The following is a 25342-nucleotide window of genomic DNA, read 5'->3' as shown; positions in this document are numbered from 1 at the left end:
CATCCGCACTCGCTAAGGAGCCCCATGTCGACAAGCGATGACTTCCCGATGCCCCGTCGTATCGTCCTGCTCGGCTCTGGTGAGCTGGGCAAAGAAGTGACGATTGAACTCAAGCGTCTCGGGTGCCAGGTGATCGCCGTCGATTCTTACCCGGGTGCTCCGGCGATGCAGCTCGCGGACGATCATCGGGTGATTGACATGTCGGATGGGCCCGCCCTGCGTCGCCTCCTCGAAGAGACAAAACCCGATCTCGTCGTCCCTGAAGTTGAAGCGATCGCAACGGATGAGCTCGCCGACTTTGAAGAGCACTCCGGCGCGCGCATTGTCCCCAATGCTTTCGCTGTGCAGGCAACGATGGACCGCCAAAGCATTCGCGCTCTTGCAGCCTCCCTCGAAGGGGTGCGGACCTCGAAGTTCCGTTTCGCCTCCTCCCTGGAGGAAGTACGCGAAGCCCTCGAACACACGGGGTTACCGGCCTTCATCAAGCCGACCATGTCTTCTTCCGGTCACGGCCAGTCCCGCATCGTTTCCGCCCAGGAGGCGGAGGCTGCGTGGACCTATGCCCTCGAGGGGGCGCGTTCGGACACGGGGCGCGTCATTGTCGAAGAGGAAGTGGACTTCGATTCGGAGATCACACTCTTGACGATCCGCTCCTGGGATCGTGAATCTGCCAGTGTCGTCACGAGTTTTTGCGCCCCCATTGGACACCGCCAAGAACACGGCGACTACGTCGAGTCCTGGCAGCCCGCCAAGATCAGCCCGCTCGCTCTCGAAGCTGCTCAACGCATGGCGAAGACCGTCACGGATGCCCTCGCCGAAAAGGGCGCAGCTCTTGCGCTCGGCCTTTTCGGAGTGGAGTTCTTCATCAAAGGTGAAGACGTGTGGTTCTCCGAATTGTCTCCGCGCCCTCACGACACGGGCATGACGACAATGGCCTCCCAAAGCCAATCCGAGTTCGAATTGCATGCGCGGGCGATCCTCGGGCTTCCAGTCAACCCCTCGCTTCGCACGCCCGGAGCTTCAGCGGTTGTGAAGTCGAGTCAACGCATTGCCCACCCCGAGTACCGGGGTGTCGCTGCCGCTTTGGACGTCGCGGATGCGGTTCGGATCTTCGGAAAACCCGTGACGAGGGCGGGGCGTCGCCTCGGTGTCGTCCTCGCTACCGGTGCTACCGCCGAAGAGGCCCGCAGGCGCGCCTCGAGTGGAGCTTCATTAGTGTCTGTCGTCGAATCCCGGGAGGTCGAATGAGCGATCAGATGAATCAGGAAGAACCTACGACCGTCCCCTCGGGCATTCCCCTGCTCGACGATCAGGCGACGGAAGACCCCACAGCTCCCGTCAATGAGGTCTTCATCATCACCGGCATGTCCGGAGCGGGACGCACGGGAGCTGCTCGTGCGCTCGAAGATCTCGATTGGTATGTCGTCGATAATCTGCCTCCGGCGATGATCCCCGCCCTCGTGGGAATGATGAGCCCCGATGGTGCGGGTGTTCACCGTCTCGCGGTCGTCGTTGACGCGCGATCACGAAGCTATTTCTCGGACCTGACGAAAACCCTCGAGCAACTCAAGGACACGGGCGCCCTCTACCGGGTGATTTTCCTTGAGGCGAGCGCAGAGGCTTTAGTGAAGCGCTACGAGAACAATCGGCGTCCCCACCCCATGCAGGCCGGAGGCACTCTGCTCGATGGCATCGCCGCGGAGAAGAGCCTGCTCGCGCCAGTGAGACGCATTGCCGACGAGATCATCGACACCTCGAGGATGAACGTTCACGACTTGACGCGCCACATCCGCGATGTCGTCGCGGGGGAGGGGACCCGGGCTCTGCGCGTCACCGTTGAGTCGTTCGGTTTCAAAAGGGGCATTCCGATTGACGCCGACCACGTCCTCGACGTGCGTTTCTTGAAGAACCCGTACTGGGTTGACGAGCTGCGTCATTTAACGGGGCGTGATCACGCCGTCGCAGAGTATGTGCTCGCCCAGCCCGGTGTCCGCGAGTTCGTCGAATCCTACGCGCAACTTCTCGCCCCGATGCTTCAGGGGTATTTGCAAGAACTCAAACCATTCACAACGATCGCGGTGGGCTGCACGGGCGGCAAACACCGTTCGGTCGCGTGCGCCGAGCTGATCGCGGCGACGCTACGCGATTACGGCTATTCTGTCCGAGTCCATCACCGTGATCTCGGGAGGGAATGATGACCTACCTCGATGCAGCCGGTTGGACCCAGCGAGGAGAGACCGGTGATTCCGTTGTCGCTCTGGGCGGTGGGCACGGCCTTTCAGCGACGCTTCGCGCACTGCGCCATATCACGCGCTCTTTGACGGCGGTCGTGACCGTCGCCGACGATGGGGGTTCATCGGGGCGGATGCGCCAGGAGATGGAGATCCTTCCGCCGGGTGATTTGCGGATGGCTCTCGCTTCCCTGTGTGAAGAATCCGAATGGGGATTGACCTGGCGTGATGTTTTGCAGACTCGTTTGGAAACGACGGGGCCCCTCAATGGCCATGCGCTCGGCAACCTGTTGATTTCGGGCCTGTGGCAACTCCTCGACGACCCGGTTGAGGGCTTGGACTGGGTGGCCCGCCTCCTCGGTGCGACGGGCCGGGTCCTGCCGATGGCGATCGACCCGATCGACATTGAAGCGGATATGGACGACGACGGACGCAAGTACACGGTGTCGGGCCAGTCGAAGGTTGCGGTCGCCCCCGGAACTGTTGAGGACATCCGTATTCATCCTGAGGAGCCGAAAGTCCCTTCAGAGGTCATTCGTGCGATTTCCGAGGCCGAGTGGGTCGTCCTCGGACCGGGCTCCTGGTACACCTCTGTCATCCCGCATCTTCTCGTCCCTGATCTTCACCGTGCGCTCGTCACGACGAACGCGCATCGGGCGCTCATCTTGAATCTTTCTCGTCAAAGGGGCGAGACTGACACGATGACGACCGCAGACCATGTGCGGGTCATTCGCAAGTACGCTCCCGATTTCAAACTTGATGTCGTCATCGCCGATCCGACTGCCACTGATGACATTGACGAGTTGATCGTCGCGGCTGAGGAACTGGGGGCGCGCGTGCTTTTACGTCAGGTCCGTACCGGCGATGGGCGTTCGCATCATGATCCGCTGCGCCTAGCCGCTGCCCTTCGGGACGCCTTCGATGGTTTCCTCGGGGAAGTGGGTCGCCCGGAGAACTGGCTCCCCTGAGCCTTGAGGAGAACCAGGCTCGCCTGAGCCTGAAGAAGAACTGGCTCGCCTGAGCCTGAAGGAAGAGGACGATGTCTCTGACGACTGATCTGAAGGACGAGCTCGCGAGGATCCAACCGGTGACTCAGCAGGCGATGGCCGCAGAGGTCGCGACGATCCTGCGTTTCGCTGGCGGACTCCACCTCGTCTCGGGTCGGATCCTCATTGAGGCGGAACTCGATTCCCCGGTCGCGGCTCGTCGGCTTCGGGCATTCCTTCAGCTGCTCTACAACGCGGAGTCAACGGTGGTCGTCGTATCGGGAGGGTCTCTCAAACGAGGCAAGCGTTATGTTGTGCGTGTCGTGCACAAGGCCGATGAACTTGCCCGGATGACTGGACTTGTTGATTCTTTACGTCGTCCGGTTCGTGGGTTGCCTGCGAGCCTTGTTGCCTCTGGACATGAGGATTCTGCGGCGATTTGGCGCGGAGCTTTCCTTGCGCGGGGTTCGCTCATGGAGCCGGGGCGCTCTACTTCCCTTGAGGTGACCTGTCCAGGGCCCGAGGTCGCCCTCGCAATGGTCGGATGTGCGAGAAGACTCGGCGCTGCTGCACGTTCGAAGGAGGTGCGGGGAACTGACCGGGTCTCTGTTCGTGATTCCGAGGCAATCGGACAGCTGATCGAAGCGATGGGTGCTAAGGAAACCTTCAAGACCTGGCAGGACCGCCGGGAGCGTCGCGAGGCACGGGGGAGTGCGAATCGTCTGGCGAACTTTGATGACGCGAATCTTCGCCGCTCAGCAAGGGCAGCGGTCGCCGCCGGAGCGAGGGTTGAGAGAGCTTTTGAGATCCTCGGAAATGAGGTTCCCGCTCATCTTCTGGAGGCGGGAAAGCTACGTTTGCAGTACAAACAGGCCTCCCTTGAAGAGCTCGGTAAGCACACGGATCCGCCTTTGACGAAGGATGCGGTCGCGGGTCGGATCCGTCGTCTTCTTGCCATGGCGGATAAGGCGGCGCATGAGCGGGGCATCCCCGATACGGAGGCCGCGCTCACACTGGAGATGCTCGAAGAAGACTGAGGACTAAGGTCCGGGATACTCCATATTCGTTATCTGCGTCACAGTGTCAATCCGAAACTACAGGTGTCCTCAACCGGTCTCGGGTGTAAATTAGAGGTGCTTGAACCGCAGTGATCTGCGGGCCGGGCTCGCAATCCGTGAGACCCCGGTTGCACCGAAAGAACGTGCCCGCAAAGGGCATGAGCAGGAGGACAACAGTGACCACCCGCGTTGGTATTAACGGCTTCGGCCGCATCGGCCGCAACTTCTTCCGCGCCGCCCTTGAGCAGGGCGCGGACATTGAGATCGTCGCCGTTAACGACCTCACCGACACCAAGACCCTCGCTCACCTTTTCAAGTACGACTCGATCCTCGGTCGCTTCGGCGGCGAGGTCTCCTACGACGAGTCCTCGATCGTCGTCAACGGCAAGGCCGTCAAGGTTCTCGCGCAGCGCAATCCTGCTGACCTCCCCTGGGGCGAGCTCGGCGTCGATGTCGTCGTCGAGTCCACCGGCTTCTTCACCGATGGTGAGAAGGCCAAGGCCCACCTTGAGGCCGGCGCCAAGAAGGTCGTCATCTCCGCTCCCGCGAAGAACGTCGACGGCACCTTCGTCATGGGCGTGAACGAGGGCGACTACGACGGTGAGACCATGAACATCGTCTCGAACGCCTCGTGCACCACCAACTGCCTCGCGCCCCTGGCCAAGGTTCTCCACGCGAACTTCGGCATCGTCCGCGGCATCATGACGACGATCCACTCCTACACCGGCGACCAGCGTGTCCTCGACGCCCCCCACTCGGATCTGCGTCGCGCCCGCGCCGCCGCCCTCAACATGATCCCGACGAAGACCGGCGCCGCCCAGGCTGTCGCCCTCGTCCTTCCCGAGCTCAAGGGCAAGTTCGACGGCCTCGCCGTCCGCGTCCCCACCCCGACCGGCTCCCTCACCGACCTCACCTTCCAGGCTGAGAAGGAGGTCAGCGTTGAGGCCGTCAACGCTGCCGTCAAGGCTGCCGCCGAGGGTGAACTCAAGGGCATCCTCGAGTACACGGAGGACCCGATCGTCTCCACCGACATCGTCGGCGATCCGCACTCCTCGATCTTCGACGCCGGTGAGACCAAGGTCATCGGCGACCTCGTGAAGGTCCTCTCCTGGTACGACAACGAGTGGGGCTACTCCAACCGTCTCGTCCAGCTCGCTGTCCTCGTCGGCTCGAAGCTCGCCTGAGCCTTCCAGCTACGCAGTGATCGGCTGATACGGCGCCCGCGCACCTCTTGCGGTGCGCGGGCGCCCGTGTTTACCCCCATCCACGGGCTCGAAGCCCGAAGAGAAAGGCTGGTTCCCATGAGGACCATTGAGACCCTCGGGGATCTGCGCTCCAAGCGCGTCCTCGTCCGCTCCGACTTCAACGTTCCGCTTAAGGACGGCAAGATCACCGATGACGGCCGAATCCGCGCGGCTTTGCCGACTCTCACCCGCCTCGTCGAGGCCGGCGCGAAGGTCGTTGTCATGGCGCACCTCGGCCGCCCGAAGGGCAAGGTCGACCCCGCGTTCTCCCTCGCCCCGGTCGCCAAACGTCTCGGCGAACTCATCGACGCGCCCGTCACCCTTGCGAAGGATGTTGTTGGCGAATCCGCGAAGGCCACCGTTGAGGCTTTGAAGGACGGCGAGATCGCCCTCCTCGAGAACGTGCGCTATGACGCGCGCGAAACCTCCAAGGTTGATGAGGAGCGCGGCGAACTCGCTGCTGCCTACGCCGAGCTCGGCGACGCTTTCGTTTCCGACGGTTTCGGTGTCGTGCACCGCAAGCAGGCTTCCGTCTACGACATCGCGAAGCTCCTGCCTTCCGCTTCGGGTCTCCTCGTCCTCAAGGAGATCGAGTCCCTGCGCAAGGCGACTGACAATCCGGAGCGCCCCTACGGCGTGGTGCTTGGTGGTTCGAAGGTCTCCGACAAGCTCGGCGTTATCGCAAACCTCCTGAAGAAGGCTGATCGCCTCTTCATCGGTGGTGGCATGGCCTTCACCTTCCTCGCAGCCCAGGGCCACTCGGTCGGCAAGTCCTTGCTCGAAGAGGAACAGATCGACACCGTGAAGGGCTACATCGCCGAGGCCGCCGAGCGTGGTGTCGAGCTGATCCTGCCCATCGATGTTGTCGTCGCCCCCGAGTTCGCAGCGGACGCGCCTGCGAGCGTCGTCACCGTCGACCAGATCCCCGCAGACCAGATGGGCCTCGATATTGGTCCCGAGTCCCGCAAGCTCTTCGCTGAGAAGATCTCCTCGGCGAAGACCGTCGCGTGGAACGGCCCGATGGGCGTCTTCGAGTTCCCGGCTTTCGCTGAGGGCACGAAGGCTGTTGCCAAGGCCCTGTCCGAGGGCGATATGTTCTCGGTCATTGGTGGCGGAGATTCCGCTGCCGCCGTTCGACTCCTCGGCTTCGACGAGTCCACCTTCTCCCATATCTCCACTGGTGGCGGCGCCTCCCTCGAACTCCTCGAGGGTAAGGTCCTGCCTGGTATCGCAGTTCTGGAGGACTGAAACATGGCACGCACCCCGCTGATGGCCGGCAACTGGAAGATGAACCTCGATCACCTCGAGGCGAACCACCTCGTCCAGGGCCTCGCCATGGAACTCAAGGATCACAACCACGACTACGCCCAGTGCGAGGTCCTCGTGATCCCCCCGTTCACCGATATCCGCACTGTCCAGACGATCGTTGACGCCGACGAACTCGGCATCAAGTACGGTGCCCAGGACGTCTCCATCCACGACAATGGCGCCTACACGGGCGAGATTTCGACCGCGATGCTCGATAAGCTTGGCTGCACCTACGTCGTGATGGGCCACTCGGAGCGCCGCGAATACCACAACGAGTCCGATGAGCTTGTCGGCCAGAAGGCTCGCAAGGTCCTGGATGCGGGCATGACCCCGATCCTGTGCTGCGGCGAGGCCCTTGAGGTCCGCAAGGCCGGTACTCACGTCGAGTTCGTGCTCGGCCAGATCCGCGCGGCTCTCGCTGGCTGGTCCGCTGAGGATGTCGCGAAGATCGTCATCGCCTACGAGCCGATCTGGGCGATCGGCACGGGTGAGACCGCGACCTCCGAGGATGCGCAGGAAGTGTGCGGTGCGATCCGCAAGGCCCTCGCAGAGGACTTCGGAACTGAAACCGCTGAGGCCACTCGTGTCCTTTACGGCGGCTCCGCGAAGCCGGGCAACATCAAGGAGCTCATGGCTCAGCCCGACATCGATGGTGCCCTCATCGGAGGTGCCTCGCTGAAGGCTGAGTCCTTCGCCGAGATGGCGCGCTTCTACGCCTGAGTCTGTTCAGGGTGAGGCGTGTTTCTACGCCTGAGCCTGAATGAGGCTGAGTGGGGGCCAAGCGGCATGCCGCTTGGCCCCCTTCATGCTGCTCCGTTAAACTCGAACAGGTTGACTATCGATTGAGCTTCACGCCGAGGCTCTCCACTGAAGAATCGGGAACACTGTGGCCGCTCTGAAGATCACCTTCCTCGTGCTCATCGTCCTGACGAGCATCCTGCTCGCCCTCACTGTGCTCATGCATAAGGGCAAGGGCGGTGGTGTCTCTGACATGTTCGGCGGAGGCATTTCTTCGAGCGCAGGCTCTTCCGGTGTCGCAGAGCGCAACCTCAATAGGATCACCCTGGGTGTGCTCATCGTGTGGGTCGTCGTCATTGTCGGCTACGGCCTCATGCAGAAGTGGGTCTTCTAAGACTCTTTGTGGAAGCTTTCGGGTTTTGCAGGGCTTTGAGTCGGCTTAGCCCTTCCTTCGTTTGAAGGCTTTTCTTTCCGTGAGAGACCTGCGAGTGGGGTTGTTCTGTTTGCAAGAATTGCTTGCCTGTAGTCGCATTTAGTCGTTGACAGGACCGGGATTCAACAAGATCAGCGGCATGTCCCTCAAGAGATGCTGTCAGAAGTGCGTCCCTCAAGAGGAGTAGTCAGGGGCACGCCCCTCACAACATGTACCGGGGATTTAGGCCCCACTTTCGTTTATCGTCTACCTTTGTGGAGCACGGCAGCCCAGACAGGACGGGCTCATTGGGATACGACGAAACCATGCCGACTACCATCGCCTATTCCAGGTTTCCGGGCGGGCGGCCTCGCCTATTCCAGGTTTCCCGACGGACGGCCTCGCCTATTCCAGGTTTCCGGGCGGGCGACCTCGCCTATTCCAGGTTTCCCGACGGACGACCTCGCCTATTCTAGCTTTCCCGGCAGAAATGAGCGTCATAGGGCAGGAATAGGACGGGGAATCCTGGAATCCGCACGAGCGTAAGAACGAAAGCCCCTGCAGCCCGTGGTATCGAGGCCGAGCGCACCTGCCACACCAGGTGTTCAGGCCGACACCCCCATTCTGTACGACTGAGCTCAGATGAGCGCCGCAGCCTCCGAGTCCGCCCAGACGAGCGAAGAATCGGAAAGTACTCGCGCAGCAGGCAGGAGGGAATCCGCTGACGTGCTCTGGTTGTGCTCGAGCTCTTCGTTCTCAGCGAGGACCCGGGCAAGCGCCTCCGCTTTCGCAACTCCCGCCGCAATGAGATGAATCCGCTTCGACGCACGAAGCACGGGAAGCGAGAACGTGATCCTACGAGCTGGAGGCTTAGGGGAGTCGTCAAGCGCGTAGAGCGGACAATCCTCATGGAGAGGACGCCCGGGGAAGAGGCTCGCAATATGCCCATCGTGCCCCATCCCGAGGATCACCAAGTCAAAGGCTGCACCACCAGTGATGTCTCTCCACTGGGACGTGGCACGAGCGACCGCTTCGTCCAGGGACTGGCCTTGATCGCTTGGCATCGGGTGAAGGCGCACGCCTTCGCACTCGTTGAAAAGAGCCCGCATTGCCTCGGCGTCATTACGATCCGGGTCTTCGGCGGCAACGAAGCGTTCATCCACCCAGAACACGTCGATTCTGTTCCAATCGATCCGATCGGCGAATTCTCGAAAGCAGGGGAGGAGCTTGTGGGAGACGAAGCCTCCCGCAATCGCTATCGACACACGCTCATGCTCAACGCTTAGCTTTGCAGGCCAGGCGCTTTTCTCATGAATCTCAGCCCCGGTCTTCAGCTCCGCAGGCTCAGGACTCTTCTCATGAACCTCAGGTCCGGTACGTAGCGCCACAGGCCCGGTGCTCTGCTCATGAACGTTGTCCCCGGTACGTAGCCCGGTACGTAGCTCTGCATGCCTGGCGCTCTGTTCATGAACCTTGACCCCGGTACGCAGCTCTGTATGCCCGGCGCTCTGCTCATGAACCTTGACCCCGGTACGCAGCTCTGCAGGCCCGGCACTCTGCTCATGAAGCACGGCCCTGGTATTCAGCTCCGCAGGACCGGCACTTGTCTGGTCAGCTACGTCCCTGCTTCTCAGCGCCACAGGACCGGCGCTCTTCTCAAGAGCCTCGGCTCCGGTGCTCAGCGCCGCAAGCTCGGCGCAGATCGTGCGAGCCGCAGCTTCGACGAGGAGATCGGGAGAATCGAAGACGCGGAGCTCAGGGGAACAAGATTCACGCAGCTCACTCATTGCGCGATCCGCTCTGCAGCCTCGGGAAGCAGATACAGGTCCCTCGTGAGCAACTCCCCGTAAAGCACATCCGGATCAAGTCGGCGCAACTCCTCCATCAGGCAATCCTGCACACTCCTCTTCGGAAGATTCACATCCGCTGTTGCCAGGCCGCTGCGATGCAGATGCGCAACATTCGAGCTCGCCCGACGCTGCAAGGACACTTGCGAACCATGAGCGAAATAAAAGTGCACCCCTGTGATGGTTGAGGCATGCGGATCCGTTTGGCGCGTTACGGGAACACCGAGCATCCGGTGAATCCAGGCAGCAACGAGGTAGGAGGAAGGATGAGTTTCGTGTCCTCTCACCAGCACGGAAACGGGCATCTGGTCGAACTCGGCGGCAATCGTCGCGAGAAGCGCACGCCACAAAGTCACTCCCGCCCATCCCAAGTCCGTATCTCCAGGCGTGTAATGCTGCGAAAGCCCAAGGAGGGTCTTCAAAGGGCATTCACTACCCCTCGAGTCCGTGATCCGGCGAATCGCGATCCGGCCGAGCGGATGCTCACCGGGGTTGTGCGGGGCGGCGACGGGCCAGTAGGTGACGACCGGGGTATCCGACAAGAGGAGCGGCATGACGAGGGTGTCGAGGGCGGAGGCAGCCTGGCCCTTCGGCTCAAGAACAATCACATCAGAGGGACCTGCCGCGTCTCCTACGCGGATCTGCGCGTTGAGTCGAGCCGCCCCTTCAGTATCTGGCGAATCAACAACCACAATGACCCGGCAGGGGTGTTCACGCGAAGCGGCGTCCGAGATCTCGATGGCACGATCAACGTCAATAAGGTCGGGTACGACAATGATGAGCGTAAGGACGCGCCCAAGAGTTGTCGCACCGCGATCCTCGCGAAGGCTCACGATCCGGGAGGCGATCTCGTGGCTGGTGGTGTCCTTGAGGGTGATGATCACGGGAGCCTCCAAGCTCGCCCGTCGCGGGCCATCATGTCGTGCGCCGAAGCAGGACCCCAAGAGCCGGGCGGATATTGTTCGAGAGCGCCTGTCCTCTCCCAATGGGCGAGGATCGGGTCGAGGATCTGCCAGGACAGTTCCACTTCCCTCTGGTGGGGGAACAGTGGCGCCGATCCGACGAGAGCGTCAAGGATGAGCCTTTCATAGGCTTCCGGTGAGTCCTCTGTGAAGGCATGGCCGTAGCCGAAGTCCATAGTCACATCACGGACCTGCATTTCAGTGCCGGGGACTTTCGCACCGAACTTCAAAGTCATGCCTTCATCGGGTTGGACTCGGATGACGAGAACATTTTGTCCGGACTCGGTGAGTTCGGAGTTTTCAAAAGGCACGTGAGCGGCTCTTTTGAAGACGACGGCAATTTCGGTGACGCGTTTACCCAGGCGTTTGCCTGCACGCAGGTAAAAGGGCACGTGGGCCCAACGCCTCGAGTCGATGAAGAGTTTGACGGCGGCGAAGGTCTCCGTCGTCGAGTCAGCTGGAATCCCCTCCTCTTCGAGGAAGGCGGCAACCTGTGTGCCGCCTTGCCATCCAGCCGCGTATTGGCCTCTAGCGCTTGAAGCATCGAGATCCTCGGGAAGGCGCACAGCAGAAAGGATCTTCTCTTTCTCGACTCGCAGCGCTTCCTGGGTGAAACGCACGGGCTCTTCCATCGCGGTCAGGGCGAGGAGTTGCAGGAGGTGGTTTTGGATGACATCCCGTGCGGCACCGATCCCGTCGTAGTAGCCGGCGCGGGTGCCGATTCCGATATCTTCCGCCATCGTGATCTGCACGTGGTCGACGTAGTTCGCATTCCACAGGGGTTCGAACATTGTGTTCGCGAAACGGATTGCGAGGATGTTTTGAACAGTCTCTTTACCGAGGTAGTGGTCGATGCGGAAGACGTCTTTCTCGTCGAAGACCTGTGAGACCACATCGGAGAGGAGGCGTGCGGAGGCGAGATCGTGTCCGAAGGGCTTTTCAATGATGACTCGGCGAAACTCTTTGCCTTTGCGCTGGTTGAGGCCGGTTTCGGCAAGCCGTTGGGAAACGAGGGGGAACGAGGAGGGCGGGATTGACAGGTAGAAGGCGTGGTTTCCGCCGGTGCCGCGTGTGTCATCGAGTTCGGCGACGGTGTCGGCGAGTCTGCGGTAGGCCTCTGGGTCGTTGAAGGTGCCTGAGACGAAACGAAGGCCTGAGCGGAGTTGGTTCCAGGTGCGCTCGTCGAAGCCTGTGCGTGTCCCTTTCTCGATGGCTTCTCGCACGTAGTTTTCGAAGTCTGCGGGACTCCAATCGCGCCGGGCGAAGCCGGTGAGTGCGAAGGCGGGGTTGAGCAGTCCCCGGTTCGCGAGGTCGTAGACCGCTGGGAGGAGTTTCTTGCGGGCGAGATCGCCGGTGATCCCGAAGATGACGAGCCCGCAGGGTGGGGAGATTCTCGGCAGGCGCCGGTCCTGTGGATCTCGCAGATTAACCGTGGGTGTGGGCACGGGTTTCCTTTCAGGTCACTGGGAAAGAGACCTCCTAGCCTCCTCCGATTCCTCGATGGTATTCGCCGTGGCGTTTTCGTGCCTGACGTGGCCCAAGGGCGATTCACGATTCGTGGCCTGCGAGGAGGATTCGCAGATCGCCTCCGTGTAAGCATGCTGTGGGTCGAGGGTTTGAGACAAGGGGTGAAGACGGGTGCCCGCTGCTGTGGCGCTTTGTGCTCAGAGCAATGCGGGTAGCCCCTTTGCTGAGAACAGGTGCAGACACGGCTCCTCAATACGGGAGGGCCCCGAGCAATTCCATTCGAATACGGGTCGGCCCCGCCCTCGTACAGAACGAGGACGGGGCCGAAAAGAGGGAAGAATCGTCACTTGGCTGCGGCGATGGACTCCTTCGCGGCGGCAACGACATGAGCGGCGTCGAAACCGTAGTCGGCGAAGAGCTTATCGCCCGAAGCCGACTCACCGAAGTGCTCCAGGGAGACGCAACGGCCCGCATCGCCGACGAGGCCGCGCCACGACAGGGCAATTCCTGCTTCGACGGACACTCGGGCACGAACCCCGGCCGGGAGAACCGATTCTTTGTACTCCTCAGGCTGAGCCTCGAACCACTCCATACAGGGAACGGACACGACGCGCGCCTTGACGCCCTCAGCGCTAAGAAGCTCACGGGCCTCGAGCGCGTACTGGACCTCGGAACCGGAGGCCATGAGGATCACGTCCGGGGTTCCTTCAACGTCGGCGAGCACATACGCGCCCTTCACGACACCTTCAACACCGGCCAGGCCGCTTTCGCCGCCACGAGCCGGGTTCGGCAGGTTCTGACGCGACAGGACGAGGGCCGCAGGGTGACGCTGCTCAAGGACCGCCTTCCACGCGGCCACAGTCTCATTCGCATCGGAGGGGCGAACCACAGCGAGGTTCGGGATCGCACGATAAGAGGCGAGATGCTCGATCGGCTGGTGGGTCGGACCGTCCTCGCCGACCCCGATGGAGTCGTGGGTCCACACGTAGGTGACGGGCAGGTCCATGAGGGCGGCCAGGCGTACCGCGCCGCGCATGAAGTCGGAGAAGACGAAGAAGGTGCCACCGTAGGGGCGGGCCAGGCCATCGGCGGCGATGCCGTTCATGATCGTGCCCATCGCGAATTCGCGCACACCGAAGTGCAGGTTGCGTCCGAAGGGGTTGCCCTGGAAGGCCTTGGTGTTGCGTTCTTCCGGGATGAAGGAGGGCTGGCCGGGCATGAGAGTGTTGTTCGAACCCGCGAGGTCGGCCGAACCGCCCCAGAGTTCAGGCAGAACATCAGCGAGGGCGGCGATGACCTTGCCGGATGCGGCGCGCGTCGCGACGGCCTTGCCGTCTTCGAAGCTCGGCAGAGCCTCCTCCCAGCCTTCAGGGAGAGCGCCGGTCTGGATGCGTTCGAGGAGTTCGGCCTTCTCCGGGTTCGCGGCCTTCCACGCGTCGAAGCGGGGCTCCCATTCGGCCTTCGCCGCAGCGGCCCTCGCGGCCGCGTTCTGGCGGGCGTACTCGACGGCCTCAAGATCAGCGTCGAACATAGCGTCGGGGTTGGTGCCGAGAGCTTCCTTCAGGCCGCGCAGTGCCTGGGTGCCGAGCTTGGAGCCGTGAATGCCACCCGTGTTCTGCTTGCCGGGGGTCGGCCAGCCGATGATCGTGCGCAGAGCGATGATCGAGGGCTTGTCCGTGACGGCCTTCGCCTCTTCGATGGCCGCGTCAAGGGCCACGACATCCTCACTGTAGGAGCCGTCCTCGGAAAGCCAATCCACGCGCTGAACATGCCAGCCGTAGGCCTCGTAGCGGGCGAGCACGTCCTCGGTGAAAGCGATGTCGGTGTCGTCTTCGATGGAGATGTGGTTGTCGTCCCACAGGAGGATGAGGTTGCCGAGCTTCTGCGTGCCGGCAAGGGAGCAGGCCTCAGCGGAGACGCCCTCTTGGAGGCAGCCGTCACCGGAGACGACGAAAACATTGTGGTCGAAAACGGATTCGCCCATCGGGGTTTCAGGGTCGAAAACGCCGTGCGCGCGACGCGCGGCCATCGCGAATCCGACGGCGGAAGCGATGCCGGTACCCAGCGGGCCGGTCGTGATCTCAACGCCCTCGGTGTGGCCGTACTCGGGGTGCGCCGGGGTGAGGGACCCCTGAGAGCGCAGGGCCTTAATGTCCTCAAGCTCAAGGGTCTGACCGGCGAGGTACATCTGGCAGTACTGGGTCAGCGAGGAGTGGCCGGCAGAGAGGATGAAACGGTCACGGCCCAGCCAATGCGGATCCTTGGGGTCGAAACGCAAGTGGCGTTGGAACAGCAGGTAGGCGGCGGGGGCGAGGGAGATCGCGGTGCCGGGATGGCCAGAGCCCACATTCTCCACTGCGTCAGCTGAAAGGATCTTCGCGGTTTTTACCGCACGGTCGTCAAGTTCGTTCCACTTGAGTGTCACTTCGGCCTCCATGCCGTTAAAGCCCATCTTCGGGCATTTCCTATGCGCTGAAAAGTGTAGCGAAGAAATACGAGGTGGAAAGCACAGGAATTACACGAAGTAGGTTTATCTCCCACAGTTGGAAAACCATGAGGACACGCGAGACAGATTAGGCTCGAGCACATGCACTCCTTGAAGGATTCGGAAGAGGACTGGCTCGCGCATTTGAGGATTGAACGCGGAGCCTCTGCACACACCGTCTCCAACTACCGGCGCGATGTTGACCGCTACCTCGACGCCCTTTGCGCCCAGGGCATCACCCGGACTGAGGAGGTGAGCGCTTCTCATATTGAACAGCACCTGGCTGCCTTGTCTGGCGGCGAAGTCACCGGAAAACCGGCCGCCGCATCCTCTATCGCACGAGCGAGCGCATCCATCCGCTCATTCCACCGTTTCCTCCTCGCCGAGGGCCTGAGCTCGAAGGATCCTTCCGCGAAGATCACTTCCCCGAAGCTGGGGACGCGCCTGCCCAAAGCTCTGCCCATCGACGAGGTCACAGCACTTCTCGAGGCCGCGAAAACAGGAGGAGACGTGCTCGCATTGCGCGACTCTGCGCTGCTCGAACTCCTCTATGCGACGGGCGCGAGAGTGTCGGAGGCCGTGGGCCTAAGTGTTTATGACCTCGATCTTGACGAGGCCCTGCCGGTCGTGCGCCTCTACGGTAAAGGCCGCAAGGAACGCATCGTCCCTCTTGGCTCTTTCGCGAAAGACGCGCTAGGGGCATATCTTGTGAGGAGCCGCCCGGGGCTCGCACACAAGGGCAAGGGGAATGCAGCTCTTTTCCTCAACACGCGCGGCGCCCCGCTTTCACGTCAAAGCACCTGGGAGATCATCCAGCGCGCAGCGAAACGCGCGGGCCTTGAAGGACATGTTTCCCCGCACACTCTGCGTCATTCTTTTGCGACCCATTTGCTCGAGGGCGGGGCTTCGATCCGTGATGTGCAAGAGCTCCTCGGACACGCCTCCGTGCAGACGACGCAGATCTACACGAAAGTGACGCCGACGACCCTGCTGGAGGTTTATCGTTCGAGCCACCCGCGTGCCCTCGCGAAGGCCCCTGAGGAGGCTCGCTAGGGCGCCTGAAGAGCTTCGCTAGGGCGCCTGAAGAGGCCTCATGACTTAGAATCGTCGTGTGACGAAAGACGTGCAGCCCACTTTGCCCGGTGACATTGGCCCTGACCCCAATGATTTCCCGATTCCTGTGCCCCTGAGCGGACACGGCCCGGCGCGCGTCATCGCCATGTGCAACCAAAAGGGCGGTGTCGGCAAGACGACGACCACCATCAATTTGGGGGCTGCTCTCGCCGAATACGGTCGCAGGGTTCTGATTGTCGACCTCGACCCTCAGGGCGCGGCTTCTGTCGGATTGGGCATCAACACCCTCGACATGGATCAAACGATCTACACCCTCCTCATGAACCCGAAAGCTCAGGTCGAGTCTTCGATCTGTCCCACCTGCGTTGAAGGCCTCGACATCATTCCGGCGAATATTGACCTTTCCGCTGCGGAAGTCCAGCTCGTCACCGAGGTCGCACGCGAATCCGCCCTCGCCCGTGTTCTGCGCCACGTCGAGGACGACTACGACATCATCCTCATCGACTGCCAACCCTCTCTCGGCCTACTCGCGATCAATGCCCTGACCGCAGCTCATGGTGTGATCGTCCCCGTTGAAACGGAGTTCTTCGCGCTGCGCGGCGTAGCGCTCCTCGTGGAGACGATCGAGACGGTGCGCGACCGGATTAACCCGCGACTCAAGATCGACGGCATCGTCCCGACGATGGTCGATTCGCGGACCCTCCATTCACGTGAGGTCCTTGAACGTTTGGATGAAGCTTTCGGTGACCTAGTCTTCACGACGAGGATTGCGCGCACCGTGAAGTTCCCGGACGCTTCGGTTGCGACCGAGCCGATCACGACCTACGCGCCGACCCATCCAGGAGCCCAGGCCTACCGGCGCCTGGCACGTGAACTCATCGCCCGTGGCGACGCAGCCTGATTCCGATTCTGGCAGCCAGGGAGTCATTGATGACTTCACGGTCGTCCTCGATGTTTTCGAGGGGCCTTTCGATCTGCTCCTCCAACTCATCGCACGCAAACGCCTCGACATCACCGAGGTCGCCCTTTCCGAGGTGACGGACGAGTTCCTCGCCCATATGAAGGTTTTTCCCGACTTGTCGCGCACCAGCGAGTTCCTCGTCGTTGCCGCGACCTTGCTTCATATGAAGTCGGTGAGTTTGCTGCCCAGGACCGAGGTCGACTCGGACATTTCAAGAGAGGACCTGGAGGCGCGAGACCTTCTCTTCTCCAGGCTTTTGCAGTACCGGGCTTTCAAGGGCGCTTCTGAGAAGATCCACGAAGCCCTGGAAGTGAACGCCGACTATATCCCACGTCAAGCGCCTCTCGAGAAGCACTTTGCGGCGCTTTTGCCTGAACTCATCTGGACGCTCAGCCCCGAAGACCTCGCGATCGCCGCAGCCCATGCTCTGTCCTCGAAAGACCCCGAGGTCGTCACCACTCACTTGCATGATCCGCTCGTGCCCGTCAGGGAACAGGCGATCCTCGTTGCCGAGAGGCTCAAAACGGTGGGGGCTTTGACTTTCCATGAGCTCATTGCGGACGCCGAATCCGCTCGCGTCGTCGTTTCCCGTTTCCTCGCAGTCCTTGAGCTCTACCGCCGCCACGCCCTCGACGTGAACCAAGATGAGCCTCTTGCCGAGCTTGAGCTCGTGTGGACGGGAGATGAGGATACGGTGATCGATATTGACGAGGCCGACTACTCCGGGCTTGGATTCATCGAAGGAGAAGCAGATGACGAATGAGTGTCCACGCACTCGTGAACTTTTCGCGCCCCTTGAGGCGGTGCTCATGGTCGCCCCCGAACCCATCCCAGCGGCCCAGCTCGCCGAGGCTGTGAACGCGGAAGAGGTTTTTGTCCTCGAAGCCTTGGAGGATCTTGCGGCCTCGTACCGGGGTGAGGATGGGGGCCGGGAGCATGGTTTTGAACTCAGGCAGAGCGCAGGGGGCTGGAGGATCTACTCGGCGCGCCCCTGGGCTGATCTCGTGGGCCGTTTCATTGTGGGTTCTGCGACTTCACGCCTTTCCCAAGCTGCCCTGGAAACTCTTGCGGTTGTCGCGTACCGTCAGCCCGTGTCGAGGTCGCGCATCTCGCATATTCGTGGCGTGAACGTTGACGCTGTCGTGCGTACGCTAGTGGCGAGGGGACTCATCGAAGAAGTCGGAGAGTCCGTTTCCGGTGCCAGGCTGTATGGAACGACCCGCGAATTCCTTGAGAAAATGGGTTTCGCTTCCCTTGATGAGCTGACACCTCTCGCACCCTATCTACCGACCGGCGAGGAGCTGGACGAATTGGAGGAACTCCTATGAGGAAAGATGTGTACGTCGAAGGCGGAATCCGCCTGCAAAAGGCCCTCTCCCAGGCTGGAGTTGCCTCGCGTCGTGCCGCTGAAACACTGATCGCCGAGGGACGGGTCCAGGTCGATGGGCAGGTCGTCCGCTCCCAGGGGATCCGCATTGATCCCCACAAGCAAAGCGTCCACGTTGACGGGGAGCGGGTCTTCTTTGACGAGGCGAAGCATGTGGTCATCGCCGTCAACAAGCCGGTCGGCGTGGTGTCAACGATGAGCGACCCGGAGGGGCGTCCGACTTTGGCGGACCTCGTCGTCGACTATCCTGAGCGGCTCTACAACGTGGGCCGCCTCGACATCAACACCAGTGGTCTGCTTTTGCTCACGAATGATGGTGAGCTCGCGAATCGTCTCGCTCACCCGTCTTATGAGGTCCCGAAGACCTATGTGGCGCGCGTTCACGGCGAGGTCAAGCCTTATGTCAAGCGCAAGCTCATGGAAGGTATTGAGCTTGAAGATGGCCCCATCAAGGCTGATGCTTTCCGGGTGATCGACACTTATGGGGATATTACGAGCGTCGAGATCGTCGTCCACGAGGGACGTAATCGCCTGGTGCGCCGCATGATGGACCAGGTCGGATACCCGGTACGTGAACTCGTGCGCACCGCTTTCGGGCCGATCCACTTGGACCGCCTCCAGCCGGGCAACTCGCGTCGTGTGAAGGGCAATGCCCTTAAGGCCCTCTACTCGTGCGTGGGGCTCTGAGATGTCTTCCCGCCCCGTCGCGACCAGTGGACCCGTCCTCATTGTCGGTTCGGGGCTCCTCGGCGCTTCCCTTGGGCTCGCCCTGAGGGGCGCGGGCGTTGACGTGTATTTGCATGACACTTCGCCGACGGCTCTGCGTCTCGCCCAAGACATTGGCGCGGGAGTGCCCCTGTCGGATATCACGGATCCTTCCCCGAGTCTCGTTGTTGTCGCAGCGCCCCCGGATGTCGCTGACCTGTGCATCCTTGATGCACTTCGCACTTTCCCTTCAGCGATTGTCACCGATGTTGCATCCGTGAAGTCAGCGGTTGTCGATGGGGTTCTCACTACTCTTGCCACAGCGCAGCAGGAGGGGTTCGCCGCCCGTTATGTGGGCAGTCACCCGATGGCGGGGCGTGAAAGTTCGGGGGCTGGCGCAGCGGACGCGGATCTTTTCTACGGTCGCCCGTGGGTGGTGGTCGCCCATGAGCATTCGGCCCCGCAGGCGGTGCTCGCGGTGCGCATGCTCGCCGGAGACGTGGGTGCGGTGCCTGTGGAGATGGATGCGAGGACCCATGATGATTCGGTTGCCCTCGTGTCGCATGTGCCCCAACTTGTGTCCTCTTTACTTGCGGCGAGGCTCGCTGAAGCTCGCAGTGAGTCTTTGGGCCTTGCGGGTCAAGGAGTGCGCGATACGACCCGGATCGCGGCTTCGGATCCGAGGTTGTGGACGGCGATCCTCGCGGGCAATGCCGGCCCGGTCGTTGAGGTTCTTGAGCCCTTGCGCGCCGATCTTGATGATCTGCTCGCTCATTTGAAGGCTGCTGCCCAGCGTGGGCCTTTGAGGGGTGGAAGCGTGGGCGCGGTGAACAAGGTGATGGAGGCCGGGAATCGTGGAGTATCTCGCCTGCCCGGTAAGCACGGTGGTGCGCCCAGGCGCTATGCGCTCCTCGAAGTCCTCATCCCTGATAAGCCTGGCGAACTGGGCAGGCTCTTCACTGAACTCGGTGAGATCGGCATCAACATTGAAGATCTGTCTCTCGAGCATTCTGCGGGCCAGGCGGTCGGTTTGGCGAGAATCATGGTGGACCCGGGGCGCCTTAATGAGGCGGAGAAGGAATTGGAACGCCGCGGCTGGCGGCTCATCACGAACGCTGTGTGAGCGCTGGCCGCTAAGTGGGTACGGGCTGGAAAGGACAATCGGAAGATGAATGACGAAGAGCGCCGGGAAGCGATTCGCCGAAGCGGCATCACCATCGCCATTGACGGCCCCGCAGGTTCGGGCAAGTCGACGATTTCGAAGCTTCTTGCCATGAGGCTCGGCATTGGCTACTTGGACACGGGCGCAATGTACCGCTCCCTGACCTGGTATGCGCTCGAACAGGGCTTGGACCTTGACGATCACGAGTCCGTCGTTGAAGCGGCGAATCGCATGCCTTTGGTGATGAACCCGGATCCGGTGTCGCCCTCGTACTTCGTGGACGGGGTGGAGATCACCCGGGCGATCCGTGAGCCGCGTATTGCTTTGGCGATTCCTGCGGTGTCGACGAACCTGTTGGTGCGCAAGTGGATGGCCTTTGAGCAGCGCCGAAGGATGATGGAGGCCCGTGAATCTGGCTCTGGGATGATTGCGGAGGGGCGCGATATCACGACGGTGGTGTGCCCTGACGCGGATGTGCGTGTCCTTTTGCTCGCCGATGAGGAGGAGCGTTTGAGGCGTCGCACTCTGGAGTTGCACGGGGAGGCGACGCCGGAGCTCATGGAGTCGGTGCGCGAGCAGATCACGAAGCGCGACACGGCAGATGCGACGGTCTCAGAGTTCATGACTCCCGCCGAGGGCGTGGAGGTCGTCGATTCTTCTGGTCTGGGAATTGAGGGCGTCGCGGAGGAGATCCTTACCCTTGTGGACCGCAATCTTCAGTCGCGTGCTGTGATCTGAGCTTCGGGCCCTCGAAGGAGGCTTTTCGCACCAGGCTTTGAGCGGAAGGCTCAACTGCTGTGCTGATCTTTCCCCCCTCACTGCCCGGGATACCCCGATGCCCTGGGCATTCCTATGTCTAGGGCAGGCGGCTCACCCACTCGTGGGCATTGTGGATGCTTCTCAGTGTCTGAGCAGGGGAGCGAGCCGGGAGATCCCTTCGCGGATCGCTTCCAGGGAAGCCGCGCAGGACAAACGAACGTGGGTCGTGGCCGTGAGCGGCCCGAAGTCGCGTCCCGGAGTGAGCGCCACGAAATGCTCGTGCAGGGCTCGATCGCAGAATTCGTCGGCGCTCATCCCGGTTTGTGAGACGTCGAAGTACACGTAGAACGCGCCATCTGGTTCGACGCTGATTGGAAGTCCAAGTTCAGCCAAGCCCTCGATAGCTGCTTGGCGACGCTCGTGGAAGAGTTCGCGCCGCTGTTCGCACCAGGCGATCGACTCGGGGTGGAAGCATTCAAGTGCGGCGATCTGCGCGGGAGTCGGCGCACAGATGAAGAGGTTTTGGGAGAGGCGTTCCATGGGTTCGATCATGTCTTCGGGGATGATCGCCCAGCCCAGCCGCCAACCGGTCATGCCGAAGTACTTCGAGAAGCTCGAAATGATGATCGCATCCGGGTCAACACTCAGCGCACTTCGAGGCCGTGAACCATCGGGGAGTTCATCGGCGAGGTCGAGGTAGATCTCATCAATGACGCGCCAGCCGCCTTTGGATTGGACGAAGTTTCCGATTTTCTCCAGTTCTTCCAGGGGTGCGCTGGTGCCCGTCGGGTTGGAGGGGGAGGCGATGAGGACTCCGCATGTTTTCTCATTCCAATTCGCTTCGACGAGCTTAGAGTCGAGTTGGAAACGCGATTCGGGAGTCGTGTCAATGAGTCGGACTTTCGCGCCGAATGTGGAGAGGATCTGCCGGTTGCACGGGTAGGAGGGGTCGTCGAGGAGGACCTCGTCTCCCGGGTTCACGAGGGCGGCTGAGGCGAGGAGAAGGGCTGCGGATGCTCCTGAGGTGACGCAGACCCGTTCGGGCGTGATCTTAAGGCCGTGCAGCTCTTTGTAGCGTGTGGCGATCGCTTGACGCAGTTCAGGTGCGCCGAGGGCATCCGTGTAGGGCAGTGGGCGCCCATCGCTAAGTTCTTTAAGTGCCGCGAGGACGCGCGGCGGCGCACCGGAATCAGGTTCGCCGAGGCTGAGTTTGATGACATCGTGGCCCTCTGCTGCGAGGCGTCCGGCCTCGGTGGCGACGCTCATCGCGTAGAAGGGTTGGAAATCGCGGGCGCGCTGGGACAGTCGAGTCATGCCGCTATTGTGCCCACGCCCTCGTCATTCGTGTCTTCGCGTTCCACTTCCGCGCTCAAAGGCGAGGTGGGGTGGCATTTTCGTGAGGAGGAGTGCGGGAGTACGGGAAGAATCGAGGCAGAGAGATGTGCCGTGCCGTGGTGGGGGAGGGGCAGGCGTATGTCGACTCCTTTTCGCTCGAAAAGCGTGGAGCTCATGCGTTCAAAGCTGAGTAGTGCTCGTCGTTGGGTGAGCCAAACAGGCGGTGAACAAACGTGCAGAAAGTTGGATCGGCGCTTGGATGGGTTACTGAGATGCCCTATGACCTGGAAGAAGCTTCACCTTCTCGAACGATATGACACAGGGTCAGGTTTGTCGCGTATTGATTCACGCGCATTCCTTCATATTATTTGTCAGACAACAAAGTCTGGGACATGAAGACGTGTCCTGCCCCCGACACAGGAGTCACGATGAGGACGAAGTTGCCCTCTCGCGTTCGCCGTCTGCCAGCAATCCTGGCCATCGGCGTACTCGCGATCACAGGGATGAGTACAGCACCCGCGTATGCCGAAGACAACGCGGAAGAAACCATCGACGTGAAGATCCAGGCCGAACCGGAGTGGAGCCCCAAGGACTCCTACCGCGTCGGCGATGTTCTTCAGTTCCAGCTCATCATCACGAACACGGCGAGCGCAGACCGCGCAGTTTCCATCACGGATTCAAACCTCGAAAGGTACGCGCCCTGCAAGTGGTGGAGAATCGGCGGCAACACCACCGGCGCGGACTCTATTCGCTCCGACTGCCGCTCTTCCAAGGGATTCATCACCCACACCATCACAGCCGAGGACATCGCCCAAGGCTCCTTCACCCCCTGGGTTCAGGTCCACACGAATGAAGTGAGGAACCCGAGCAAGGTCTACATCGACGCCCTGCGCGTCGAAGGCGACCCCGTTGAGATCCCCTCGGGCCTGTTCACGATCGAATCCCTCACTCTTGACGAGCAGGGGGCTCAGGAGGTCTACAAGGCCGGAGACCGCGTGAACTATACGGTGAAACTCGCCGACACCTCTGCCACTCAAAGCTACGCCGTCACCGAATCCACCTTCGAAGAGGGTAGCTTCGAGTGCCACCCAGGAGAGACGGAGGACACGCAGCTGTGCGGCCCGCTCAGCCACGTCTTCACCAGCGAGGAAGCGAACTCCCAGTCCTGGACGCCCTTCGTGAAGATCAGCGCCTCAGCCAATGGCGAGGTCGTCCGCACCCAGTCGATGAGTGGCGAGCCCCTCACCCTCCAGGGCGTCTATCCCGATGCCGTGGGAGGGCCGCGCCACGATGCTGACGCCACCCTCGAAGGGGAGATGACGAACCCGATCGAACTCATCCACAGGGCGGGCTCGAACCGGTACCGCATCCCCGCGATCACCGTTGCAACGAATGGTGACCTGCTCGCCTCCTATGATGAGCGCCCCACCGTTGCGACCTGCCAGGGGAACCCCAATGGTGACTCGCCGAACCCGAACTCCATTGTCCAGCAGCGCTCCACGGACGGAGGAGTGACCTGGGGCCCGAAGACTTACATCCACAAGGGCATCCCGAGCATGGACTGCGACGAACAGGAAGGCTACTCCGATCCTTCCTACATCGTCGATCATGAGACGGGCACGATCTTCAACTTCCATGTGAAGAGCTTCCGCGTGGGCCTTCCCAACGCCCGCAAGTACGGCAATGACGTCAATGACCATGATGTGATGCAGGCGGAGGTCTCCATTTCCAAGGACAACGGCTACACCTGGGAGCACAAGGTCATCACCCCGGTCGTGAACCCGGAGTCGGAGGACCTGTGGAACTTCGCAGCTTCCGGCCAGGGCATTCAGACGGTCTCCGGCCCGCACCCGGGACGCCTCATCCAGCAGTACACCGTGAAGAACTGGCGCGGCACTCAGGCCGTGTCCGTGTACTCCGATGACCACGGCGCCACGTGGCATCGTGGAACCCCTGTCGGCTCACATATGGACGAGAACAAGGTCGTCGAGCTTTCCGATGGGACGCTCATGTTGAACTCGCGCGACATCCGCTCCTCAGGAAAACGCATCATCGCCCTGTCCCACGATGCCGGGGAAACCTGGGTTGAAGAGCACATGGACCCGAACCTCATTGACTCTCGGAACAATGCACAAATCATCCGCGCCTTCCCGAATGCCACGGCCGATGACCCGAGGGCGAAGGTTCTTCTCTTCTCGAACGCTCAAGGCTCGGACTACAACCGCTGGGACCGCACTCACGGCACGATCTGGATGTCCTGTGACGATGGGCAGACCTGGCCTTTCAAGAAGGTGTTCCGCGAGGAGAACACCTCCTACTCGACGATCACCGTCCTGCCTGATGGGCGGATCGGCCTGCTCAGCGAAGACAACAACAATTCCGAGGGCATCTACTACCGTTCTTTCCCGATCGGCTGGGTCGAGGGCGCATGCCAGACCATGTCCGCTCAGGCGCTGAGCGCCGAGGCCGGAACGACAACCCTTGAGGTCCCTGTTTCCGTGACGAACTATGTCGCTCCCGGAGCCAAGGGCGGCACGCTCAACGCCACGCAGCTGCCTGAAGGGTGGAGCGCCACACCTGCTGAAGTCGCTGACACTGCATCGGGTCCCGCTGAGGGAACCTTCACCCTGAACATTCCCGCGAACGCCCAGGCCGACACCTACACCTTCAACGCTGAACTCCGCAGCGCCGATGACAAGGTCCTCGCCTCAACTCCCGTCACACTCACGCTGAACGGGCCGGTCAAGCCTGATTACGTGCAGCGTTCGATCGGGCAGAAGAACACGAAGATCCTGCGGGGCGACTGGGACGGCGACGGAGTCCCTACCTTCGGTGTGCGTTCCTTCTCTCGCTTCGTGACCTTCGATGCGAATGCGATCGATGCGAAGCCCACGTCGATCGTGCAGTTCGGTCGCGTCACCGACACCGTGTACGTCGGCGATTGGGACGGCGATGGGGCTGATAGCCTCGCCCTCGTCCGAGGCACGACCGCTTACCTGCAGGTGAATGCGGCCTCGCCCAAGACCACAAAGATCAGCGTGCCCAAGGGGCCTCTGAAGGTTGAGCGGGTCGAAGGCCGGGACGTCCTCGTCGCAGCCCAGTGACCTTAGGCTGCGGGGCCCGACTTTTCACCGGGCCGGGCCCCGCAGCCTCGGGCTTGCATTCCCCCGAGCTCGCGCTCCATGCGGAGCCCGCACACTCCCTGCGGGCTCTGGTGGAGC

General features: G+C 61.6%; 21 protein-coding genes. 16 read left to right on the top strand and 5 right to left on the bottom strand.

The window, feature by feature from the left end; translation table 11 throughout:
* Window positions 1-24: 24 nt before the first annotated feature.
* The 8 genes from purT to secG all read left to right on the top strand — a co-directional run bounded on the left by purT (window position 25) and on the right by secG (window position 7959).
* On the top strand, window positions 25-1248 hold the full coding sequence (purT, locus tag FFA61_RS04415; protein ID WP_005963770.1) for a formate-dependent phosphoribosylglycinamide formyltransferase: 1224 nt from the start codon (window positions 25-27) through the stop codon (window positions 1246-1248).
* Between the two features lie 8 nt (window positions 1249-1256).
* Entirely contained in the window at window positions 1257-2195 is a 939-nt protein-coding gene (rapZ, locus tag FFA61_RS04410) for an RNase adapter RapZ (RefSeq protein WP_242600900.1), read from the top strand.
* Window positions 2195-3199 carry a gluconeogenesis factor YvcK family protein gene (locus tag FFA61_RS04405; protein ID WP_040314131.1) on the top strand — a complete coding sequence of 335 codons (1005 nt, stop codon included), beginning with the start codon at window positions 2195-2197 and terminating at the stop codon, window positions 3197-3199. Before rapZ ends, FFA61_RS04405 begins: the two co-directional genes overlap by 1 nt.
* 71 nt (window positions 3200-3270) lie before the next feature.
* Window positions 3271-4254 carry a DNA-binding protein WhiA gene (gene whiA / locus FFA61_RS04400; RefSeq protein WP_005963765.1) on the top strand — a complete coding sequence of 328 codons (984 nt, stop codon included), beginning with the start codon at window positions 3271-3273 and terminating at the stop codon, window positions 4252-4254.
* Window positions 4255-4451: 197 nt separating this feature from the next.
* A complete protein-coding gene (gene gap / locus FFA61_RS04395; RefSeq protein WP_040314130.1) occupies window positions 4452-5459 on the top strand; it encodes a type I glyceraldehyde-3-phosphate dehydrogenase in 1008 nt (335 codons plus the stop codon).
* A 117-nt stretch (window positions 5460-5576) separates the two neighbouring features.
* The gene (locus tag FFA61_RS04390; RefSeq protein ID WP_005963763.1) at window positions 5577-6767 is read left to right on the top strand and encodes a phosphoglycerate kinase; all 1191 of its coding nucleotides are present in this window, start codon (window positions 5577-5579) and stop codon (window positions 6765-6767) included.
* A 3-nt stretch (window positions 6768-6770) separates the two neighbouring features.
* On the top strand, window positions 6771-7547 hold the full coding sequence (gene tpiA, locus FFA61_RS04385; protein ID WP_005963762.1) for a triose-phosphate isomerase: 777 nt from the start codon (window positions 6771-6773) through the stop codon (window positions 7545-7547).
* A 166-nt stretch (window positions 7548-7713) separates the two neighbouring features.
* Window positions 7714-7959: a preprotein translocase subunit SecG gene (secG, locus tag FFA61_RS04380; protein ID WP_005963759.1), complete on the top strand. Its 246-nt coding sequence runs from the start codon at window positions 7714-7716 to the stop codon at window positions 7957-7959.
* 656 nt (window positions 7960-8615) lie between these two features.
* On the opposite strand, the gene pgl is transcribed toward secG, so the two are convergent.
* The 4 genes from pgl to tkt form a co-directional block, all read right to left on the bottom strand.
* Window positions 8616-9764, bottom strand: a complete 1149-nt coding sequence (gene pgl / locus FFA61_RS04375) for a 6-phosphogluconolactonase (protein WP_005963756.1) — start codon at window positions 9762-9764, stop codon at window positions 8616-8618.
* Window positions 9761-10708, bottom strand: coding sequence for a glucose-6-phosphate dehydrogenase assembly protein OpcA (locus tag FFA61_RS04370; RefSeq protein ID WP_040314129.1), 948 nt, complete (start codon window positions 10706-10708; stop codon window positions 9761-9763). Before FFA61_RS04370 ends, pgl begins: the two co-directional genes overlap by 4 nt.
* Window positions 10705-12231, bottom strand: a complete 1527-nt coding sequence (gene zwf, locus FFA61_RS04365; protein WP_005963751.1) for a glucose-6-phosphate dehydrogenase — start codon at window positions 12229-12231, stop codon at window positions 10705-10707. Before zwf ends, FFA61_RS04370 begins: the two co-directional genes overlap by 4 nt.
* Before the next feature lie 365 nt (window positions 12232-12596).
* Window positions 12597-14705, bottom strand: coding sequence for a transketolase (gene tkt / locus FFA61_RS04360; protein WP_005963745.1), 2109 nt, complete (start codon window positions 14703-14705; stop codon window positions 12597-12599).
* A 135-nt stretch (window positions 14706-14840) separates the two neighbouring features.
* On the opposite strand from tkt, the gene xerD reads away from it, so the two are divergent.
* Genes xerD through cmk form a run of 7 tightly spaced genes read left to right on the top strand, consistent with a single transcriptional unit; the run spans window position 14841 to window position 20765 of the window.
* Window positions 14841-15791 carry a site-specific tyrosine recombinase XerD gene (xerD, locus tag FFA61_RS04355; protein ID WP_005963742.1) on the top strand — a complete coding sequence of 317 codons (951 nt, stop codon included), beginning with the start codon at window positions 14841-14843 and terminating at the stop codon, window positions 15789-15791.
* A 58-nt stretch (window positions 15792-15849) separates the two neighbouring features.
* Complete coding sequence (locus tag FFA61_RS04350; RefSeq protein ID WP_005963739.1) at window positions 15850-16713, top strand: ParA family protein; 864 nt, start codon at window positions 15850-15852, stop codon at window positions 16711-16713.
* Window positions 16697-17536 carry a segregation and condensation protein A gene (locus FFA61_RS04345; RefSeq protein ID WP_005963737.1) on the top strand — a complete coding sequence of 280 codons (840 nt, stop codon included), beginning with the start codon at window positions 16697-16699 and terminating at the stop codon, window positions 17534-17536. The genes FFA61_RS04350 and FFA61_RS04345 overlap by 17 nt, the downstream gene beginning before the upstream one ends.
* Window positions 17526-18101, top strand: coding sequence for an SMC-Scp complex subunit ScpB (gene scpB, locus FFA61_RS04340; RefSeq protein WP_005963734.1), 576 nt, complete (start codon window positions 17526-17528; stop codon window positions 18099-18101). The genes FFA61_RS04345 and scpB overlap by 11 nt, the downstream gene beginning before the upstream one ends.
* Window positions 18098-18847 (top strand): pseudouridine synthase, encoded by a 750-nt coding sequence (locus FFA61_RS04335; protein WP_005963731.1) that lies wholly within the window; start codon window positions 18098-18100, stop codon window positions 18845-18847. The genes scpB and FFA61_RS04335 overlap by 4 nt, the downstream gene beginning before the upstream one ends.
* A 1-nt stretch (window position 18848) precedes the next feature.
* Window positions 18849-19988, top strand: coding sequence for a prephenate dehydrogenase (locus FFA61_RS04330; RefSeq protein ID WP_005963728.1), 1140 nt, complete (start codon window positions 18849-18851; stop codon window positions 19986-19988).
* A gap of 45 nt (window positions 19989-20033) precedes the next feature.
* A complete protein-coding gene (cmk, locus tag FFA61_RS04325; protein ID WP_005963725.1) occupies window positions 20034-20765 on the top strand; it encodes a (d)CMP kinase in 732 nt (243 codons plus the stop codon).
* Window positions 20766-20927: 162 nt separating this feature from the next.
* On the opposite strand, the gene FFA61_RS04320 is transcribed toward cmk, so the two are convergent.
* Window positions 20928-22100, bottom strand: coding sequence for an aminotransferase class I/II-fold pyridoxal phosphate-dependent enzyme (locus tag FFA61_RS04320; RefSeq protein WP_005963722.1), 1173 nt, complete (start codon window positions 22098-22100; stop codon window positions 20928-20930).
* Window positions 22101-22549: 449 nt separating this feature from the next.
* Between FFA61_RS04320 and FFA61_RS04315 the strand changes: the two genes are divergently transcribed.
* A complete protein-coding gene (locus FFA61_RS04315; RefSeq protein WP_005963716.1) occupies window positions 22550-25225 on the top strand; it encodes a sialidase family protein in 2676 nt (891 codons plus the stop codon).
* Window positions 25226-25342: the final 117 nt, after the last annotated feature.

The sequence above is a fragment of the Schaalia cardiffensis F0333 genome, from assembly GCF_005886435.1.
Classification (GTDB): Bacteria; Actinomycetota; Actinomycetes; order Actinomycetales; family Actinomycetaceae; genus Pauljensenia; species Pauljensenia cardiffensis.
The sequence above is the reverse complement of the archived record's forward strand: the minus strand, read 5'-3'. Positions and strand labels throughout refer to the sequence as shown.

What these genes read in the sequence shown, in the direction of transcription:
- FFA61_RS04315 (WP_005963716.1), top strand. Translation starts at nt 22,550, where the DNA reads ATGAGGACGAAGTTGCCCTCTCGCGTTCGCCGTCTGCCAGCAATCCTG.
- whiA (WP_005963765.1), top strand. Translation starts at nt 3,271, where the DNA reads ATGTCTCTGACGACTGATCTGAAGGACGAGCTCGCGAGGATCCAACCG.
- pgl (WP_005963756.1), bottom strand. Translation starts at nt 9,764, where the DNA reads ATGAGTGAGCTGCGTGAATCTTGTTCCCCTGAGCTCCGCGTCTTCGAT.
- purT (WP_005963770.1), top strand. Translation starts at nt 25, where the DNA reads ATGTCGACAAGCGATGACTTCCCGATGCCCCGTCGTATCGTCCTGCTC.
- tpiA (WP_005963762.1), top strand. Translation starts at nt 6,771, where the DNA reads ATGGCACGCACCCCGCTGATGGCCGGCAACTGGAAGATGAACCTCGAT.
- cmk (WP_005963725.1), top strand. Translation starts at nt 20,034, where the DNA reads ATGAATGACGAAGAGCGCCGGGAAGCGATTCGCCGAAGCGGCATCACC.
- FFA61_RS04335 (WP_005963731.1), top strand. Translation starts at nt 18,098, where the DNA reads ATGAGGAAAGATGTGTACGTCGAAGGCGGAATCCGCCTGCAAAAGGCC.
- FFA61_RS04390 (WP_005963763.1), top strand. Translation starts at nt 5,577, where the DNA reads ATGAGGACCATTGAGACCCTCGGGGATCTGCGCTCCAAGCGCGTCCTC.
- tkt (WP_005963745.1), bottom strand. Translation starts at nt 14,705, where the DNA reads ATGGGCTTTAACGGCATGGAGGCCGAAGTGACACTCAAGTGGAACGAA.
- scpB (WP_005963734.1), top strand. Translation starts at nt 17,526, where the DNA reads ATGACGAATGAGTGTCCACGCACTCGTGAACTTTTCGCGCCCCTTGAG.
- FFA61_RS04330 (WP_005963728.1), top strand. Translation starts at nt 18,849, where the DNA reads ATGTCTTCCCGCCCCGTCGCGACCAGTGGACCCGTCCTCATTGTCGGT.
- FFA61_RS04405 (WP_040314131.1), top strand. Translation starts at nt 2,195, where the DNA reads ATGACCTACCTCGATGCAGCCGGTTGGACCCAGCGAGGAGAGACCGGT.
- FFA61_RS04320 (WP_005963722.1), bottom strand. Translation starts at nt 22,100, where the DNA reads ATGACTCGACTGTCCCAGCGCGCCCGCGATTTCCAACCCTTCTACGCG.
- rapZ (WP_242600900.1), top strand. Translation starts at nt 1,257, where the DNA reads ATGAATCAGGAAGAACCTACGACCGTCCCCTCGGGCATTCCCCTGCTC.
- xerD (WP_005963742.1), top strand. Translation starts at nt 14,841, where the DNA reads ATGCACTCCTTGAAGGATTCGGAAGAGGACTGGCTCGCGCATTTGAGG.